The sequence below is a fragment of the Rubripirellula lacrimiformis genome (assembly GCF_007741535.1).
Taxonomy (GTDB): Bacteria; Planctomycetota; Planctomycetia; order Pirellulales; family Pirellulaceae; genus Rubripirellula; species Rubripirellula lacrimiformis.
This window is the reverse complement of sequence record NZ_CP036525.1, coordinates 2,990,949-3,009,328: the sequence shown is the minus strand read 5'-3', so window position 1 is coordinate 3,009,328 and position 18,380 is coordinate 2,990,949. Positions and strand designations below refer to the sequence as shown.

Annotated in this window: 1 protein-coding gene; it reads right to left on the bottom strand. The window is 57.4% G+C overall.

Annotated elements, in window-relative coordinates:
• Positions 1 to 44 precede the first annotated feature (44 nt).
• Positions 45 to 17,999 carry a tandem-95 repeat protein gene (locus K227x_RS10730; protein ID WP_145169488.1) on the bottom strand — a complete coding sequence of 5,985 codons (17,955 nt, stop codon included), beginning with the start codon at positions 17,997 to 17,999 and terminating at the stop codon, positions 45 to 47.
• Positions 18,000 to 18,380: the final 381 nt, after the last annotated feature.

Below are 18,380 nucleotides of genomic sequence, written 5' to 3'. Positions count from 1 at the left end.
AACCCGGGCATCCTGCCCAGGTGGTCGCGATCCGCCGGGCTGCGTTAGCCCGGATCGAATCCGTTGACGGCAAAGTCGTCCCACATGGTCGACAAAGCTTCGTCGACGCTCTCGGGATTCGCCGCATCTTCGGATTCCGATGGCACAGCCAAGACCGCTTGTTCGGTCGCCGCCGAGCTGATTTCGAATCCGGACGCCAATACAGCGTCACGCGAATCCGTCGGGGTCAATCCGACTGATTCATCATCGTAATCATCAACCGCCGGACTTACCCATTCAATTTGGCGACTAGGTAGGCCCACCGAACTTGCCGAGGCAAACCCGGTCGTGACGGCACTGGACGCTAGGTTGGCCGATGGCGATACCATTTCGCCTTCGCCGCTGTTGATGCGACCCAGTTCATTGATGACCAACAACACGTCGTTGGCGGACACCCGGCCGTCGCCGTTGACGTCGTAATAGTCTGGCGGAGCCGATCCGATCTCGCTGACCGGAACACTGGATGCGGTCCCCAGGTTTCGAGCCAGGAAGTTCAGCACTCGCAGTGCATCGATCGCCGTGACCACGCCGTCGGCGTTGACGTCCTGGTTCAGCGAAGCCAAGGGGTTCTGATATCGCGACTGGTTCAGCGTGAAGGTGACCGTCACACGATTGCTAAAGCGACCGGTGCTGTCCTTAGCCTGATAGCTGAAACTGTCGGTCTGTCCGACCAAGCTTTGGCCGGCAACTGGCGAATCAGTGAACTGATAGCTGAACGTTCCGTCGGGGTTGACCTGCAGGTCGCCGCGTGCCGGACCGATCACCGAATCCAAATCGACCACGATGTTGTTTCCATCGGCGTCACGATCGTTTCGCAACAGACCTTCGGACGGGGTGATGACTTGCAACTTCGCACCGACCGGTACGTTGTAGTTGTCCGCCGCAGCAATCGGTGCATCTTCCACAGGAGCCACGGTCAGCACGAATGAATCGCTGACGCGGAACGAACCGTCGGTTGCCGAAATTTCGATCTCGACCATGCCCGACTGATCAGGCTTCAACGCGATTCGCATCGGGCTGGTGGAAGTGTCGATCGACTGGACCAACGGGTGAGCCGCAATCTGAGCCACGGTCGGGTTGATGATGTTGCCAAGTCGAGCAACCGAATACGTCAGAGTCCCTTGACCATCGGGGTCAAAGAAAACACCTGTCAGATCCGCTTCGACGACCTGATCCTCGACACCGCTTAGTGGGTCAAGAGTCCCGATCTTGATCGGTGGATCAGGAGTGTTGACCACGTTGATGTCGATCTGTGCCGGTGCACTTGGCGCGTTGCTGGTGTCCGTCGCGATGACGGTCAAAACCGTGTCACCGAATCGGTACGATGGGTAGGTCAGCACCAATGTGCTGCCGGTCAACTGAGTTGAAACCACCGACGGGTTGCTCGACGACACCGTGAAGGTCAATCCATCACCTTCGGGATCGTTGAACCAAGTTGTCAGATCGTAGGTTACCGTTTCGGCTTGCGTCTTGCTTTCGTCGCGAGTGATCGACTGGTTATTGATGTCACCATTGATTCCGATGAATACCGGAATGTTGTTGACTCCACCGACGTTGATCGAAACCGTTCCACTGGCGACTGCCCCCAAGTTGTCTTGGACTTGGTATTGGAAGTTGTCGATGCCGCTGAACTGATTCGGTGGCGAGTACTTGAGTGATGTGCCGTCCAGAATGACGGTGCCGCCATTGGATGTGGTGATCGGGAATTGATTTTGAATCAACGAAATCGTCTGGCCTGCGGTGACTTCGTCATCCGGCCCCGCGGTGTCATTGTCCAGGATTCCCGCAGTTGTACCGTTCCCGTTGATCGGGATCAGCAGATCCACGTCTTCTTCGCCAGTGTAACTATCCAGAGTCGTTCGCGGCGCGTCATTGACGGCTTGGAACGAAATCGAAACCGTGCCCACCTTGGCTGCGATCTCACTGGTTTGTCCAGCAGGTGGAACGTCCCCAACGGTGTAGTTGAACGTGTCAGGTGTCGTGCCGTTGTAATCAAGCGGCGGCGTATACAAGACCGTCAGCCCATCATCGCTGATCGAAACGGTACCACCCTGCGAAGTCAAGTTGACACCTCGCACGCTGGAAACCGAGGCAATGATCATCGGTTGGCCAGCTTCGTTTGCCGGTCCGGGCGTGTACTTGTCTGCAATCAAACCTGGCAGGAAGACGCCACCGACGGTCATATCCGACGCTGCGAAGGTTTGAACCTCGTCTTCCAAGATCGCACGATTGACGATCACGTTGGTGCCCGTTGCTACCGGAGCATCGTTCACCGGGTTGACCGTAATCGTTACCGAGATCGGACGTGAATTGACCAATTCGGTGGATGGATCCAGTGGTTGAACATCGCTGACACGGGCCGTGAAGTTGGCGGTGCCGGCAAAATTAGCGACCGGATCAAACGTGAACGTTCCATCGCTGAACAGGGTCAATTCACCGGCCGGACTGCCCGACGGGGTCAGTAGCGTTCGCACACCAACATCATCGGCGAAGATCTTGATCCCGTCGCCATCGTTGTCGATGACTCCGGCAAGCAATCCGTCATCACCGGTGGACGAGGTCAGGACGCCGTTGCCATCCAAAGCTTGTAGCGGTCGGTCTTCGTCAACGCTAAAGGAACGTGTGAACGAGTTGACCTGCGGCGGCGATCCGGGCAGCAAAGTCAAAGCGTAGTCTTCGACTTCACCCGACAAAGCCAATCCGGTTGGCGATAGTCCGCCTTCGCGTGACACTCGGAAGCGAGCGTAGGTTTCCACCGGTCCCGGCGGGACTGGTGCTGTCGATGGCACAACGATACAGAACGTGCGTGTGCTGACGTCGCCGGTGTCGGCAAAGATATTGCTGACGGCGCCCGCTAGGTTGACAGGGCACAGTTCTTCGCGACGATCGCTCGTCGACGCATTTTCGGACATCGGAATGATCTGTTCGCCCGGATCGTCCCAATCGCCGTCGGCGTTGAAGTCGATCCAAGCTTCCAAGATCCCTGCGCCGGTGACGCTGACGTCGATCGGCATCGCTAGTCCACGGTTCAGGACGCCCGCAGGGTTGATGTCGCTGACGAACGATACACCGTCTTCGTCATCGGCACTGACCACCACAGTCGCACTGGTCGATCGAACCGAGGCCGGTTCTAGCGGACTCTGCTCAATCGCTGCCATGATCGCAGCGGTGATCGAACTTGGCGATGTTGGATCTACCGGGCTGATCGCAAAATTGTCTTCGTCGAATCGACCATTCAGATCAAATTCCAAGGTCGCCTTCGCAACCCCGGTATCAATCGTGATTGTGTCACCGTCACGCAGCAGCGGGTTCACCGACCCCGTTTGCACGACGATTTCCAACTCGCCATCCACGACGGACACACCGAACAGGGCGCCCGTGCTGGAACCTAGAATCTTGGTATCGTCGCCGTCGGCAGCCGCGTTCGGCGAGCCGTCGGTATCCGCGTCGATGAACGCACCTAGATAAAGTTGATTGTCCACAACGTGGCGAGGCCCGTTGTTCACGTTCTGGGTTGGGTAACGTCCCGAAACACCCGCCACTGGATCCGGCGCGTCGCCAAAGTCCAGACCAACGGTCGGCATCAGCAAGGTGAACTGAGTCGACAGGTCGCTGCGATTGGGTTCCAAAGGATTGCCCGCCAAGTCGGCGATCGCTGGCAACGAGTAGTTCAGGATTGGGCCGCTGAACGAGGCACCACCGGAAACGAAGAACGTGTCTCCGCCGCGATCTTCGGCCGCCAAAGTCGTGATCGAAGGCGAACCGGCTTGGTTGACGCTGTTGATCGCGTTGATCAACGCTTCTTTGACTTCGTTCGAACTGAATGCTGGGGAAATCCGGATCGGAACTGCTCCGCCCGGTACACCGACCAGACTTAGTGTCGGCGCGGCTGTCACGTCGACAATCGTGCCGGGACGGTCATTCAAATTGACGCGGCCAGTTGGAACGCCGTTGCCGTCCAATTCAGCCACTGCGTCGACTTGCAAACCACCCTTATTGTTATTGATCGCGGCCGCCAAGCTGATCGCAACATCCCCCACCGTGCTGCCGGGTTGGAAGGCGACTTGGACGTTGCCAGCGGCAACTCCATTGCTGCCGCTCGCCGCTTCAAATTCGAAGCGGACTTCAACGCTGCCCTGGCGGATCGTCAACACTTCGCCGTCGGAAACGATTCCGCGACGAACCGATGCACCGCTAAGACCCGGGATGGAAGTCGTCGGGTCAAGTGGATCCACGATGCCGTCGATATCGACACGGTCGCTGGAAATACGTCCCAGGGCGACGCGTCCGACACCATTATTGGCAGCCGTGATTCCAAGGTTGGCTCCGTTGATCGCCGTAACAAGATTGTTTGCGATGATGTCAACGGTGCTGAACGAATCAAATGGCACCACCACCGACGTGACCGCACGAACCGGCGATGCGTCTAGGTTGTTCTTGAATTCGAACACGACGTCATTGCCAGCGTCGTCGGTCAAGACCATGACGCTTCCCGATGCGATACCGCCACCACCAACCAGTGGCAGATTCAACAGCAAGGGTCCGAAGACTTCGACGGTCGAAGCACCTGCAACCGATGGCGAACCATTGAGTTCCAGTGATTGGCCGGTCAAAGCGACGCCCAAGCCGGCTTCGCCACCAATCGTCACCAAACCGCCGTCGATAGGACCAACGTCGTTCAACGGCAGGCCTGCGATCGGAGGCAGAACCTTGATCGCGTTGGAAATGCGGCCCGCCAATTCGTCGGCGGTGGTCGCACGTGTGATGTCGATCGGCACATTGTTGATGCTGGCGACACCATCGTTGATGATCGAACCATCAATATCGCGTTCGTCCGTTCGGTTCAGTTCCAACACCGATGGCGCGGAACTGTCGGTCGGGGTGATCACGATCGTGTCACCATCGACCGGTGTGCGGCTAATGCCGACAACACCCAATTGGCCGGACAACACCGATGCCGATCCACGAGTGGAAAGGTTCAGGTAGACCGAAAGCCCGTCACCTTCAATCGTGGTCGTCAAGCCAAGCGAGGATGCATTGATCGCGTCACGCACGGCAGTCGCCACACCACTGGCTGTCATCTGAGCAACGTTGATGCGGACGTTCGCAGGATTGGTCAGCGTGTTATCGGTATCGAATTCGAAAGTCAACGACGCGTTGCCGTTGTTGATCAAGAACTGATCGCCATCACGAATCCCCAATTGGCTAACCCCGGCCGTTGGCACTCGCAAAGCGAGCGTTCGCGACGCTTGTTGCAGGCCACTGCTTTCGGTAGCCGCGATCGTCCCACGTTCACCGCCAACGATGACGCGGTTGCCGATCACTCGGGTGTCCACATCCAACGGCAACAGTGGTCCGCCGGGGGTCACACGTGGCTGAGCAATCGCAGCCCGAATGTCCCGTGCAATGCCGTCCAAGAAAGCTTGCAGTTCCACCGGATCGGATGGCGTTTGTGTGGTCGGCAACGGAATCGGCACCGTGCCTGGCAACGTGACCGTGTCACTGTTGAATTCGAACACGATGGCCGGGTTCTGGCCATCATTGATGCGGAAGATATCCCCATCACGAAGCCCGCCCGCGTTGGTACCGACTTCCGGCACAACCAGCGTGATCGTTTCTGGGACGGTCAGCTCGAAGCCCGATTCGAATTCGAATGCAAGCGTGCCGCCGTTGTTGTCCGTGATCAGCAATTGATCGCCATCGGACACCAGGCTTGGATCGGGAGCAATCAAAACCGTACGGTCTTGGTTGTTCATCGCGATGCGATAGGAACGATCGTTTTGCCAGATGCCTGCCAACGGAGTCAGCGTGATCACGTTCTGTGTCTTGTCATAGCTGAATGTATAGTCGACGCCTTCGACCAACAGACGTTCATCTTCAAACACCGTCACATTGGCGCCCTTGGCACGCAGGCCGGCCAGTGTTGGGACGACAACGGTATCGTCATCGATGCCCAATCCGCTGAACGGATCTGACGAATCACCGGTATCCCGCAGTTGGATTCGGAACTCGCTGTAGACGCCGCCGCTGAGACGCAAGAAGCCGGTTGCCGGATCGAGATCAATGCCTTGCGCGTCGTTGTCACGCGGCACGTTGATGATCGCAGCGGGACCGACAAAGTCGGCCAATTCGTTCGAACCGCGATCCTTGAAGACCTGGCTTCCCAAACCGCCGGGAGGTGCCACGTTGGGATTGTCGGCTCGCAGAACACCGTTGACGTCACGATCGGGTGCCAACACGTTGCTGACCGGCAGCCCAATCGATTGCAACAATCCAGCCAATCGATCGCGTTCGGTCAACGAGTTGACCGAACTATCGATGATGACCGAGTTGTCCGTCGGCAGGAAGTTTCCGCCTTCGGGGTTCACGAACAACGGGTCGTTGTTGCCCAACGTGATGTTGAAGTCATCGGTACCGCCGTTCACGTTGCTTGGACCAGGCGTGATGCTGATGTCGCCGTTGTTGACAAACGGCTGCGTCATTTGTTGACGGAACACGTTGTTGGCCGTTTCAATGTGCTGGAACACATTGGCCGTCACGATGGCGATCCCAGGCTTGGGATGCACGTCTGGTTGGTTCGCTTGCGAGAAGCTTGCGAATTTGGTGATTTCCGAAACCACACCTTGATGCAGGTTCGAAAACACATTGTTCACCACCGTGCCGCTGCTGCCACCGGTCAACAAGACGCCCGTTTCAGGCAGCAGTTGATCGACATTGACACCTGGGGCAGGATCCAACCGCAGTCCAGCCGCGGCCGCCTCGGGGCTGATGGTGATCTTGGCCGCACGTTCGACCAACACATACAGTTCCGAAACACCCGATCCCAGTGTCGACGTACCGGCAAAGCCGACCGATCCAACCTGGTTCGTTCGGTTGTGACCAAACGCAGTGTTGAAGTCAGGGAAGGCGAGCGGGAACGTACGCAGTCCAGCTGCATTGCCTTCGATTCCGCCCAGTGCGGAAGCCAGAACCGGCTGAACAGGACCGGACAAACCGTCCGGACCATTGCCAAAGTTATGGTTGGGCAGCGGTGGGTTCGGCAGGTTGGCATTTTCCACGAAGGCATCGCCGCTGATCGCATAGGCGATCGCTTGAACGATGTCCGAAACACGGAATTCGTCGTCACCCTGAAGCGGGATATTGATTTCGTATCCCGTATCGGTCGCGGTGGTGTTGATGATTCGACCACCCTGGGCGTCCGTGAATCGGAACACCAAGTCATTGGTCGGCGTTCCACGAGCGACGCTGGTTTGGATGTCAGCGATCTGAGTCACGGTGAACGTTGTGTCGAACAAAGTGCTGGCTTGGAACCCAGTATTGGCTCCGGGGAAGCGAGTGTTGCTGCCGTTGTCGACCGACATCACGAAGCTTCGTGGTGTGTAGGTTTCGATCGCGATGTCGTAATCACCGGTACCGCCGGTGCCGCTGACACGGCCCGAGGTGGACAGCGCGTCATAAGCATCGTTGCCAGCCGACGAGACACCGATGAAATAGGTGCCCGTCAAACGCGACGTGAAGTCGATGAATGGATCACCGGCCCGGTTCAGTGTCGCATCAAAGTTTGCATCACCAGGCGTTCCGGCAACGGCGTCAGGACCGACGGCCGTTTCCAGGTAACCAGGGGCCGATCCGCCGGTGTTCAAGACGATCTCGACACCGCTGGAATCGAACAGACGCAGGGTCGTGTCTGGTCCGCCATCAATCGTGTCGACGTCGACCGTCAAGCGATCACCGGCGACCAATTCAACGCGATAGAAATCGACGTCCGATGCACCGACGACCAGTCCTGTGGAATCGCCGATGACACCACTGTTGATGTAAGCACCGGTGTGTCCAGAACCCAGGCGAGTATCGACTGCTTGGAAAAGCAGATCGTTCGGTTCAACGGTTGGGTTGCCGCTGAAACGCGATGCCGTTCCGTCGTTCCCGTAAATCGTATTGTTGACGATTCGGCTAACCGGCTGCGGTGCGTCGTGCACAGGTGCCAGCCCCGTCAAATCGAACGGGTTCAAAGACGGTACCGGTGGCGGGTTCAGTTGGGCGAACGAAAACTGAACGTTGGTTGCCCCTTCGATGTAAACAGCCGCGTCGCTGGCCAATAAATTGTTGCCAAAGATGCCGCCAAAGAAGTCGTCAAACGATGAATCCCCACCCCGCAACGATGTTCCCAACGTGGCTTGCACCAACGGGCTCATCCCATTGTTGACCAAAATGCTGCTTTGGATGGCATCGTAAATCGCCAGCATCACTTCGTGACGGGTGTGCGGTGATTCGCGAAGTCCGTTGTAAAGAGGCCCTGTTCGGCGATAGTAAATCGGAACGTGACCGTCGGAGAAACCATTGCCTCCGATTTGCCCACTACCACCGGCAGTCGTTGCGTCACCACCGATGTCTTCGAATTCGAACACGACACGCGTGTCTGCCGCGTCGATGACCATCAACAGACCATCGGACACCAGATCGGCAAACGCGAATGTGCCGACGACGTCTTCGGTACCAATATCAAAGACACTCGAATCGATCACATAGGGTCGAATCTCGCCTTCGACCTTGATTCCGGCGAAACCAGCTTGGTCGATGGTGTTGTTACGAACCACGATCCCTGGGGCCTGTCCGCCGATGACTTCGTTGTTCAAAGTCGGCAGGTTTCGGACCGCACCGGGGTTGGTGGTTCCGGTTGGATTCGAATCCAGGAAAGTTCCCGTACGATCGTCTGGATCGCTGTTACGGCGACTCGGTTCGCTCCAGATGCCGATGCTGCGAACGTTGCTGATCTTGTTCGAATCGACAATGACTTGGCTTTGCGAACGAATCACGTTCGAGTCGCCTTGCCCCTCGTTGAAGATCACAGGCAATCGGAAACTTCCGCCGCTTGGATCCAAAGGTTCGTCAAAGGCGGGCAGATCGCTGGGCGAGCTGATTTCAATGAAATCCCCCAGCACGACACCCGAGATGGCGATTTGATTGTCGCCGAATCCACCGGTCGCCGATCCCGTCGAATCCGAAGCTTGGACACGAATGGTCGAACGCACGACCGACAAATTGATGGCAGACCGAATCGAGTCAGCGACTTCCGATTGAGTGCTGGTGGCCGAATAGGGAACACGAATGTTGCCCGGCGTGATACCGACTTCGGTATCCAAATCAAATTCGAAGGTGACCTGACGGACACCATCGCTAAGTGTGAAGGTATTGCCATCGGTGATCTGCGCCGCATGCGGTGCCACAATGGTTGCGAATTCGCCCTGACGAGAGTTCGTGTCGAAGGTCGAATCCAACCGTAATCCAGTCCCGGTTGGCGTTCCATACTCGGTGCCCGGCCGCACTTCCAACTGGTATTCGCCAGCCTGCGTGAACGAGGTGCCAGACACTCCGACAACGCCCAGGTCAGCGCCGGTGACCAGTTCGCCACGCTCGGCAAAACCGACGACAAAATCGTCCAGGTACAAGCCTTCGTTGGTCAGGGTGGGGTTGTTCACGGTATAGGTGAATTCAACCTGAATGTTCTCGTGTCCAGCGAAGTCCGCTAGCGACACGATTCCTTGTCGCCAGAAATTGTTTCCGGCAGTCGATTGGAAGGCTGCATCGGCCAACACGGTGCCGCCAGGGTTTTCGTTGCTGGTGACACGAATTGATACCGAATCACCGGCCCCTGGGTCGTAAAAATAATTGTAATAGAACCGTGGCAAATCGCTTGGCCCATAGCCGGCCAAATCAAACGGGACACTTGTCAGCACACCGGTCGGTGCACTGCGATCGAAGCGGATCGATTCATTCCCCGGATCACCGCCGGACGCGGCGTGGTTTTCAACGGAAACGTGTAGTTCATAGTTCCCAGACGCCGGCCGATTGGCCACGTCCAGCGTGAACGATTGCGTGCCCGCATCGTAGGTGGTCGCCTCGGGCGAAACCGCCACAAAGTACGTCCCTGCGGCTAGCGTCAACTGCAGATAGGGGTCATCGGAGAAGTTGGAGAATAGTGACGACGCCTCGCTGCCCAACGCACCATCGTTGGCTCGGCTAGTCGAACTGGTTCCACCGGGTACCAAGGCACCTGTGATGTCAAACAACTGCAGTTTCAAATCAACACTGTTCGGATCTGTCTGCGTCGGAAAGTCATCCGGCAACGTATCGGGGTCACGGACATTCGGGTTGATCCCATTGTCAATGTCCAGCACGACAACGGAACCATCGACTGCCACGTCAAACCGATAGACGTCAACGATCTCGTTGGGGGTCGTGCCGAAAACGGTCGTGTGAGGAATGAACTGTGACGTGTTACGACTTGAATCGCCAATGTTCGGATCGTTCGCCAGACTCCACTCTGGATTAGCTACATCCAATGCTTGGGCGTTGAAGAACGTGTCGTTGAACCCACCGTTTTCGAACTGATTGCTGGTAGGATACAGGTTTGTTCCACGCGAGCCGTTGAAGGTTTGCGTCCGCTGGTGACCAGGGTTCGAGGCCCGATTCGTGGTCAGGGCCCAACCTGGGGTCAATGCTGCCGTATCGAACATCGCCGTGTCGTTTTTGGGCGGCAACGCGGTCGATCCACCGACCTCTTCGACATGGTCTTCGAAGATTCGCAGAATCGATTCGATCGGTTCGCGGCGAGTCGTGATCGATGCCAACGCGTCGGGGGTTACCCCTTCGCCGACGACGCCCACATAGTAGGTTCCTTCGCTAAGCGAAACGGGACCGATCAATGGGTCACCGCTAGAAACCGAACCGCGGGTCAGCAAATCAATCTGGCTGCTGGTGACCGGTTGCGATTGGTCGTCCAATACATTGCTGTCTTCGCCAATGAAGACCAACTGCGGCAGCCCGTCCCCGTCTTCCCCATCGGCGTCGTAGTAGACCACCAACGTCGTATTCGGACGACTGAATCCGTCGGCGTAGTCGATGTCAAAGATCGTGCTGGTTTGCAAACCGCTGGACAGGTCGCCGTCCACATCGATCTGGTAGAAATCGATGTCGTTGCTGGTTGCAAGCGCCCCACCCACACTGATCGATTTGTCTTGGCTGACCAACAGGTTGCCGATGTGTTGCGGCCGAATCCCATTGATCGCTTGGTCGTTAAAGAAAAAGTCCGTGAAAGTCACGGGCAAGATCGAATCATTGCTAACCACCGCACCGCCGACCGCTTCGTCTTCTTGGGCATCCCCCAACAGCGGCGAACTGCCTGGCAATCCACGCACATGGATACCGTTATTGGCATACCGGATGTCGGCAAAACGCACGACACTACCGGGGAATTCTTGATCCTCTTGCAGACGAACCTGGAACCGATAACCACCGTTGGTGATACCGCCGGTGACATCCCCCGGATCGACCGATGCACTGCGTACACGGAAGAAGTAGACGCTTCGTGTACCACGGTTCCCAGGCAACGAAAGCGATAGCCCCGCATCGCGAGGGTTGGTGGAACCAAAGTCTTGGTACAAACCACCGCTACCGAAATCGGTGAACGCGTCGGCGCCGCCTTGCAGCGATCCGACCGTCGATTCGATCAATGGCGAGACGGCTTGAAGCGGTGTTCCGGCGACTTCGTCGAAACTGTTGTCGCTGCGTGCCAAGACGTTGCCGTTGGCATCGAGCACTTCGATCACCGAATCCAGCGTATAGCTGGTGCGATCCAGGTCGACCCAGATCCGGGTCCCTGCTTCGGCGGTGAAACTGTACGTGTCCACGTCGTTGTCGGCGTTCAAGAAGCCTTCGACTTCGAAACCAAGACGCAGTTGTTCGTCGCCCGAAAGGATGTTCGGCGCGATCGCACCGAGCACCTGGGCGTTTCCGACTGTACCGTTAAGTCCTGGTGAAACTTCCGATGTGACGGTTTGTTCCAGGATGTAATCGACGTTGCGATCGTTGCTGTATTCGTCCAGCAAGATGCTACGCCAGTTGTTGCCTTCGGGGCGTGACCCGAAACTGTCACCGTTGTTGTCCGTGAACTGGCGTCCGTCCGGGGTCAGACCGGCGCCGACGGTGTCGTCATAGAAACTGGTCAGCACGACCGGTGCACCTGGCAACCCAACGATCTGAAGCGAACCGCCGATGCGATCTTCGATGCTGGACAGGGAACCGGTGGCGGACAATCCGGTTCCGGCCGACTCACTGAACGGAGTTCCGGCACCGTCCAATTTGACGACCAAGCTTTCGTCGCTGCGGCTAAGCAATCGCAGACCACCGGAACTGTGCACGTTGCCGACTTCGATCGTATCGAACAGCAAGTGGACAATGTCGGTATCGTCCCATACCGATTCGGTCGACAGCAGACCGCCGCGGATTTCCAGACCAGAAATCTGACGCGATGCGACCTGTGTGGCCGCCACGTTCTGGTATCGGTTCAAACGAATCAGCGGGCCGTAGTTGTCGTCAAGAGCTTCCAGACGTTCAATGACCCCCGTTTGACGCCCCAAGTCCACCAAACGCTCGGCGGTCATCGAATCGCTATCGATGTCGATGATCGATCCGCGGTTATCGACAAACGTGTTGCCGACGATCGTGGGTTGCGAAGCACGAACAAAGATGGTCGATGGGGTGATCCCCAAACGTCCAAAGCGTCCGACCGGCCCTGCACCATCTTGGCCGTCTTCGTTGAATTCGAAACGTCCGTTGGTGATCCGTCCGTCGGCTTGTTGCAATTCAAGCGCCGCGAATCCACGGCTTTGACCGCCCTCAAGCAAACTGACTCCACCGCCGTAGGCGACGGTGGCGTAATCCATGCTGACAAACGAATTGGCTGCAGCATAAATGCCGGACCAATCACCACGTGCGGCAACCACTTCGCCGCTGGCCGATCCGTTGTCGTTATTGGTGTCGAAGGTTCCGCCCGAACCGAAACGATCGTCTGCGTAACTGGTAAAGATCACCGGTTCGCTGTTCTTGCCTTCGGCTAGCAACTGAGTGCCCTGGCCCAATTCAAGACGCGACCCACGGAACTTCAACACGGTTCCCGGATCGATTACCAACGACGCATCCAGGCGTCCGCGAATTCCGACGCGAGTCAGATCAAGCGTCCCTTGGGACGTCGTTCCGTTGTCGACGTAGGTGCTAGCGTTGGCATCCAACGTTGCCACCAATTGATAGTCACCGCTGGACGGGTCCAGACGATACAGACGCCGCGAAACGTAGTCTGAATTTCCGGGTACCGGTTGCAGGTTCAGCAACTGGATCGATGAATTAGCGGCTGCAGTGATCGATGCCGACGGGTCACTGGCCAACGACTCGAAACCGTTCGAATCAACGAAGGTCAAACGATAGTCATACGTTCGGGCAAGCAACGCACCACCAGGCAAAGTCGCGAACGCGGTCGATGCCAAGTCCGGCTGAACGCCGTCCTGGATCGATCCACCGGGGGTGCCTTCGACAATGACGTTTTCAGGGAAATAGTGAACAACGTCGGTGTCGTCAAAGCGGCCGGCCAGCGTCAATGCACGCGGTGCGGATCCGGGCGTGGTGACCACTCGGATGAACAGACCGTTGATGCTGTTTTCGACCAACACATTGTCGTAAATCGACGGTCCAACGCGCGAATAATCCGCGGTGAATGCGCCGGCTTGTTGGAAACGCGGTGTTTGGAAACTGGTTTCTTCGAAACTGTCCGGCGACGCGCTGATGGCGGCATCGGCAGAGAAACTGATTTCGTTGAACGTGATCGTTGGACGCAGTTCAAAGATCTGGATTGGGTTGACCAACTGTTGAACCGAATCGATCAACAGGTTGCTGCCACCGCCGTACCGGATCTGTGCGTGGTTGACCGTTTGCAGGAAGATCCCCTCGTCTTCCAAGTCCGCACGCCCTTCGCTCTCGTCGAGGTCACGTCGGAACACCAACCCACCCCAATCGCCAGGCGACGCTGTTCGGCCGGCATTGGCGGTCGACGAGTCGGCTTGCGAGTCGCTGATGCTGGTGAAGATCACGCTGCCGTCGCTGTACTGCGACAGCAACGCGTCGGTGTCACCGAGCAAAGTCGATTCGACGATGCTGCCGGTTGGGGAAAGCTGGACCAGACGCGGGGTACCGAGCACTTGCAGGGCGCCGTTGCTGCGGTCTTCCAATAGCGTGCTGCTGCCGACGCCAACACGGGCGCTGCGTAGTTTGATGATCGCACCTGCGTCGATCACGGTTGTCACGCCTTGAGGGACTTCGAGGTTGCGTCCATCTTCTAGCGTTTGGCCGCCGGTCGCCGAGATGCCGACTTGGTAGCTGAAATTATCGGCTTCGGTTGCGATGTCGCCGTCCTGTCCACCGTTTCCGATGATGCGAACGATGTCGCCCGACAGAGCAGCATCGAAGGCATTGGCCACTGCCGAATTGGCGATGTTGTTGAACGGTGCATCCAGGCTACCGTCGGCGTTCGGGCCAGCGGTCTTATCGACAAAGATGTTGCGGCCCAGGATGTCGCCACCGCGGAAGTTCGACGAAACTTCGATCGAACGTTCGCCGGTGAATTCCAATCGGCTGCTAACCTGACTGACTTCGACTCCGGTTGCTCCGACCTGACTTCGGACGGCCTGCGCAAGCGCCGTGGCCAACGAACCGGACGGAGTCTCGGCCCCAATGGCACCGGTGCTGTAAGGAACTGGCACGTTGCCGGGCAACGCGGTGGCGCCATCGGCAACAAATTGGTACGTACGGACCGATCCGTTCGCGGCCACGATACGGACGGTTTGTCCGGCGGTGATTCCCGAACCGGTCGCGGTGAAGTTGACTTGACGATTCTCTGGCCGCGTTTGGAACCAGAAATTCTTGACGCCGCCGGGCGTACCGTCGCCGTCACCATCAATGCCGGTTCCGGGCACACCGCTGCGTGGGTTGTCCAAGTCACGAATGACTTCGGTTTCGTCGACCTGTGGTTCGAACTTCAGATGCAGGTCGTATTTGCCCTGGGTCAGCCCACCATAGCCACTGTCGGCGATCGTCGGGTCGTAAGAATCGTTGCCACTTGCGGCAACGCCGACGTAGTAGGTGCCTGCGCCCAACGTGGCGATGATGCGAGAGTCTTCGCTAAAGTAGTCGTCATTTCGACTGACCTGAACGATGCCGCCACCGCTAAGCAAAGCCGTTTGAATCGGCGCGTTGCTGGTTCCGACGTTGGTCGACGCGGCACCCATGTCTAGGGTCGCACGCACCAAACCGCTGCTGAACGGATCGTCGTTGATTGCGTCAACGATGCTGCCCACGGTCACCGATGTGATCGAAGCGCTCAGGCGCGGGATGTCGACAACGATGCCGTTGGCGATCGGGTTGCCTTGGCTGTCTCGTTTCTGGGTGATGCGAATTTCGCCATTGCCATCGGCGCGATCGCTGCGGAAAAATTCAACCGTCGTGTTGTTGCCCAGTTTGCCGGATGCCAGCGAATCAAATCGAACGGAAAGTGAATTCCCCAGTCCGAAGTTGGATGTCGCCGATGCTCCGAATTCTTGGAACAACTGCAACGCCGTGTCCAGCGAACTGGAATCGGCCAGTCGTTCGGCGAATGTTTCGGCCGTCAACGTTCCCACGCGATCGGCGTCATCGAGGTCGATCACAAACCGGTACAGGTCGATATCGACACTATCGGGATTGTGCAGGTACTGACCATGCAGGATGTCGTAGTTGCCGGGGAACGCAGGTTCCTGATCACGAAGCGTGTTTTCGTTCGGCGAATTGATCGTGGCGTTCAAGAACGAAGGCGTCAGTGACAGCAGAGTCTGTGGCGTCAGACCGGGAGCCTGTTCCAGACCCAATAGCAATCCAATGCCAGCGGTCGCTTTGCGCAGGAAGTCTTCGCCGTAGGCCGTGTTGAAGTCGGTCTGATTGCTAAAGACGATTGCCGATTCATTGAAGGTCGGATCAATCCGCAGGTTCGCGTTCAGAACATTGAACTGCTGCACGCGAGTGTTCGGAATCGTGTTCAAACGTGAAATATCGCCCAAGGCAAACGTGATGCCCTGATCGACCGTTTCGCGGAACTGGACGCCGATCACGTTGGCCCATAGGTCCAGGGCTTCGCGGATTCGTGCTTTTTGACGATCGTTGATCTGGTTCAGGAACGATGTTCCACCGGAACCGGTCGCGAAGATCCCTTGGAAATTGTACGAGATCTCGGTGATCCCGTCGGTTGCGTCAGCACCGTTGTCACCAAACAGACTGTTGATGTATTGGACCAACCCGTTGCCAGCAACTTCGGGCAACTCAAGACGTCCGGGATCGCTGTTGCCACCGGGCAATTCGATCAGGAACGATTGCGGGTCGATCGATTCGCTGAAGACTTTGCTGGTCAATTGGTCCTGACCAAAGATGCCCACGTCCAGCGCGGTGCCCAGGGTATCGCCAACGGCATTCAAGGTCAGCGGCGCGGCGCCAACGACACGCATCGGAACCACTTCGGATCCGCCACCCGGGACAGCGCCCAGTCGAGACGACACGGTGATCACAGCGTTCACAGATGGGGTCGCAGCGACGATGGCCTGCAGATCAGCCACGGTCGGCGAGTCACCACCGAAGTTGAAGACCACATTGTCCGACGCGTTTAGCGAAACCGACAATCCAGCGTTACCGGTATTGGTAAAACTGACCTGACGTCCCGAAGCACCTTCGCCAACAGCGCGAGAGGTGAACTTGACCGATAGACCGTTGATGCCAAAGTCGGTGGATACCGACGGTGCAACGCCAACCAATTCAGGAACCAAAATCAGGTCCTGGCGTTGGTCAACGGCCGTTCCAACTCGCAAGCGGAACGTGCCACCACCTAGCGGTACGCCAGGCAATTCGTTGATATCACCGTCAAAGAACAGTCGGGCCGTGTGGGTCGTCGCGTCGTAAACCACTTCGCGTGGGAAATACATCACGTCATCGACCGTGCTAACCGAATCTTGGGTCAGCAACAATTGATAGAAACGTGGGTTTTCGGCCGAACGCTCGCTCGGGGTTCCCGTGACCAGGAACGGAGCACCGGTGGTGGTCTGCGAATTGAAGTTAAAGACAACGTTGCCGGTGCCACTGGAAATCACCGCGTTGAAGGCGTCCAGATTATTGATCGCAGTTGCGACCGAGGCGTACGTCGATCCATTCGGATAGACCACGGTCAACGTGTCGGCGTCTTTGTCGTAACTGGCCGCAGCCGAACTGGCCGTGCTGCTTGGCAAGAATCGAATTTCGGTATTGTCGAACGCGCGATCGGTCAGATTCGCGGTGACCGTGATTGCCTGACCACCGATCTGGACCACACCACTGGCGCCGGTGTCTTCGACGAACAACGGATCTTCGTTGAAGTAAACCACGACTTCGTCACGATTCTGAACCAACGAACCGTCGGCCATGCGGATCACAGGTTGCGGAACGACCGATTCGATCAGCGCACCCAAACGCAGTTCGAAATTGGTGACCTCAACTCGCTGTCCACTGACGCTAGGACGGAACACTTCGTCCGATTGGTTGCGCAGCGCCGTGATCCCTAGCCCGGCATCATCGAACGCAAACACCTCGGCCTTGTATTTGTCATCTGGAAGCGCGTCGGCGAATCGCACGACCACTTCGTTCGCTGCGCCATCGCCCAACGTGACCAAGCCAGGATTCAGGACCACGTCATCGGTGGTTCCCAACAATCCGTCGCTGCCGGCGCGGGTGACACGGATGCCATCGAATGTGTCAGGATCGATCGATTGCGTTTCATCGAAACGGAACGTCAAGACGCGTGGTGCCGTCTCCCGAACCGAACCGTTGACAATCAAGTCACCTTCGTTGGGCTGAATCCCGATCAGCTGTGGCCCGGCCAGCAGCTGTCTCGTTTCCAGCGTTTCAATGATGTGTTGACGCCGCTTCTTGCGGGACTGCCGTGGCTTTCCAGCACGCGATGACTTCGCACCGGCACCGCCGGCAACAGAGCCGTCCGCGCTAGAGGAAGGGGACGAACCGGCAGCACGCGAAACATCGTTGTGGGATGTCGAGGTGTTGAGTCGCTTCCGCGAGGTCATAGACCGAACCTTCAATGGGATGTCGCTTTGGGCGGTGTCGCTTCGGGCCAGGCAATCCGCTTGGCTGTTCACGACCGCGATGGGTGGTAGTGGTTAAGTGTCTGTCGCCAGACGATTTTGCTGCCAGTTGGCAACGCGAGTGGGGCGCCTGCTTCCACAGGCAATCGTTTAGCGGTGTTCAGGATGCTGAATGATAAGTTCTGATTTCGGGCCAGGCGCATCAATCTCCGCAGGGGCTTCAAACCCAGTCGCCGAGTATAGTTACGCCCAAAAAAGCCGCAAACATTGGCTTTCGGGTTCTTTCAAACAGCGGCCGGATTCACCGAAAAGTCGACCGATCGTAGCGACAATGCGACTAATCGCAGAAGACCAGCCTTCAAA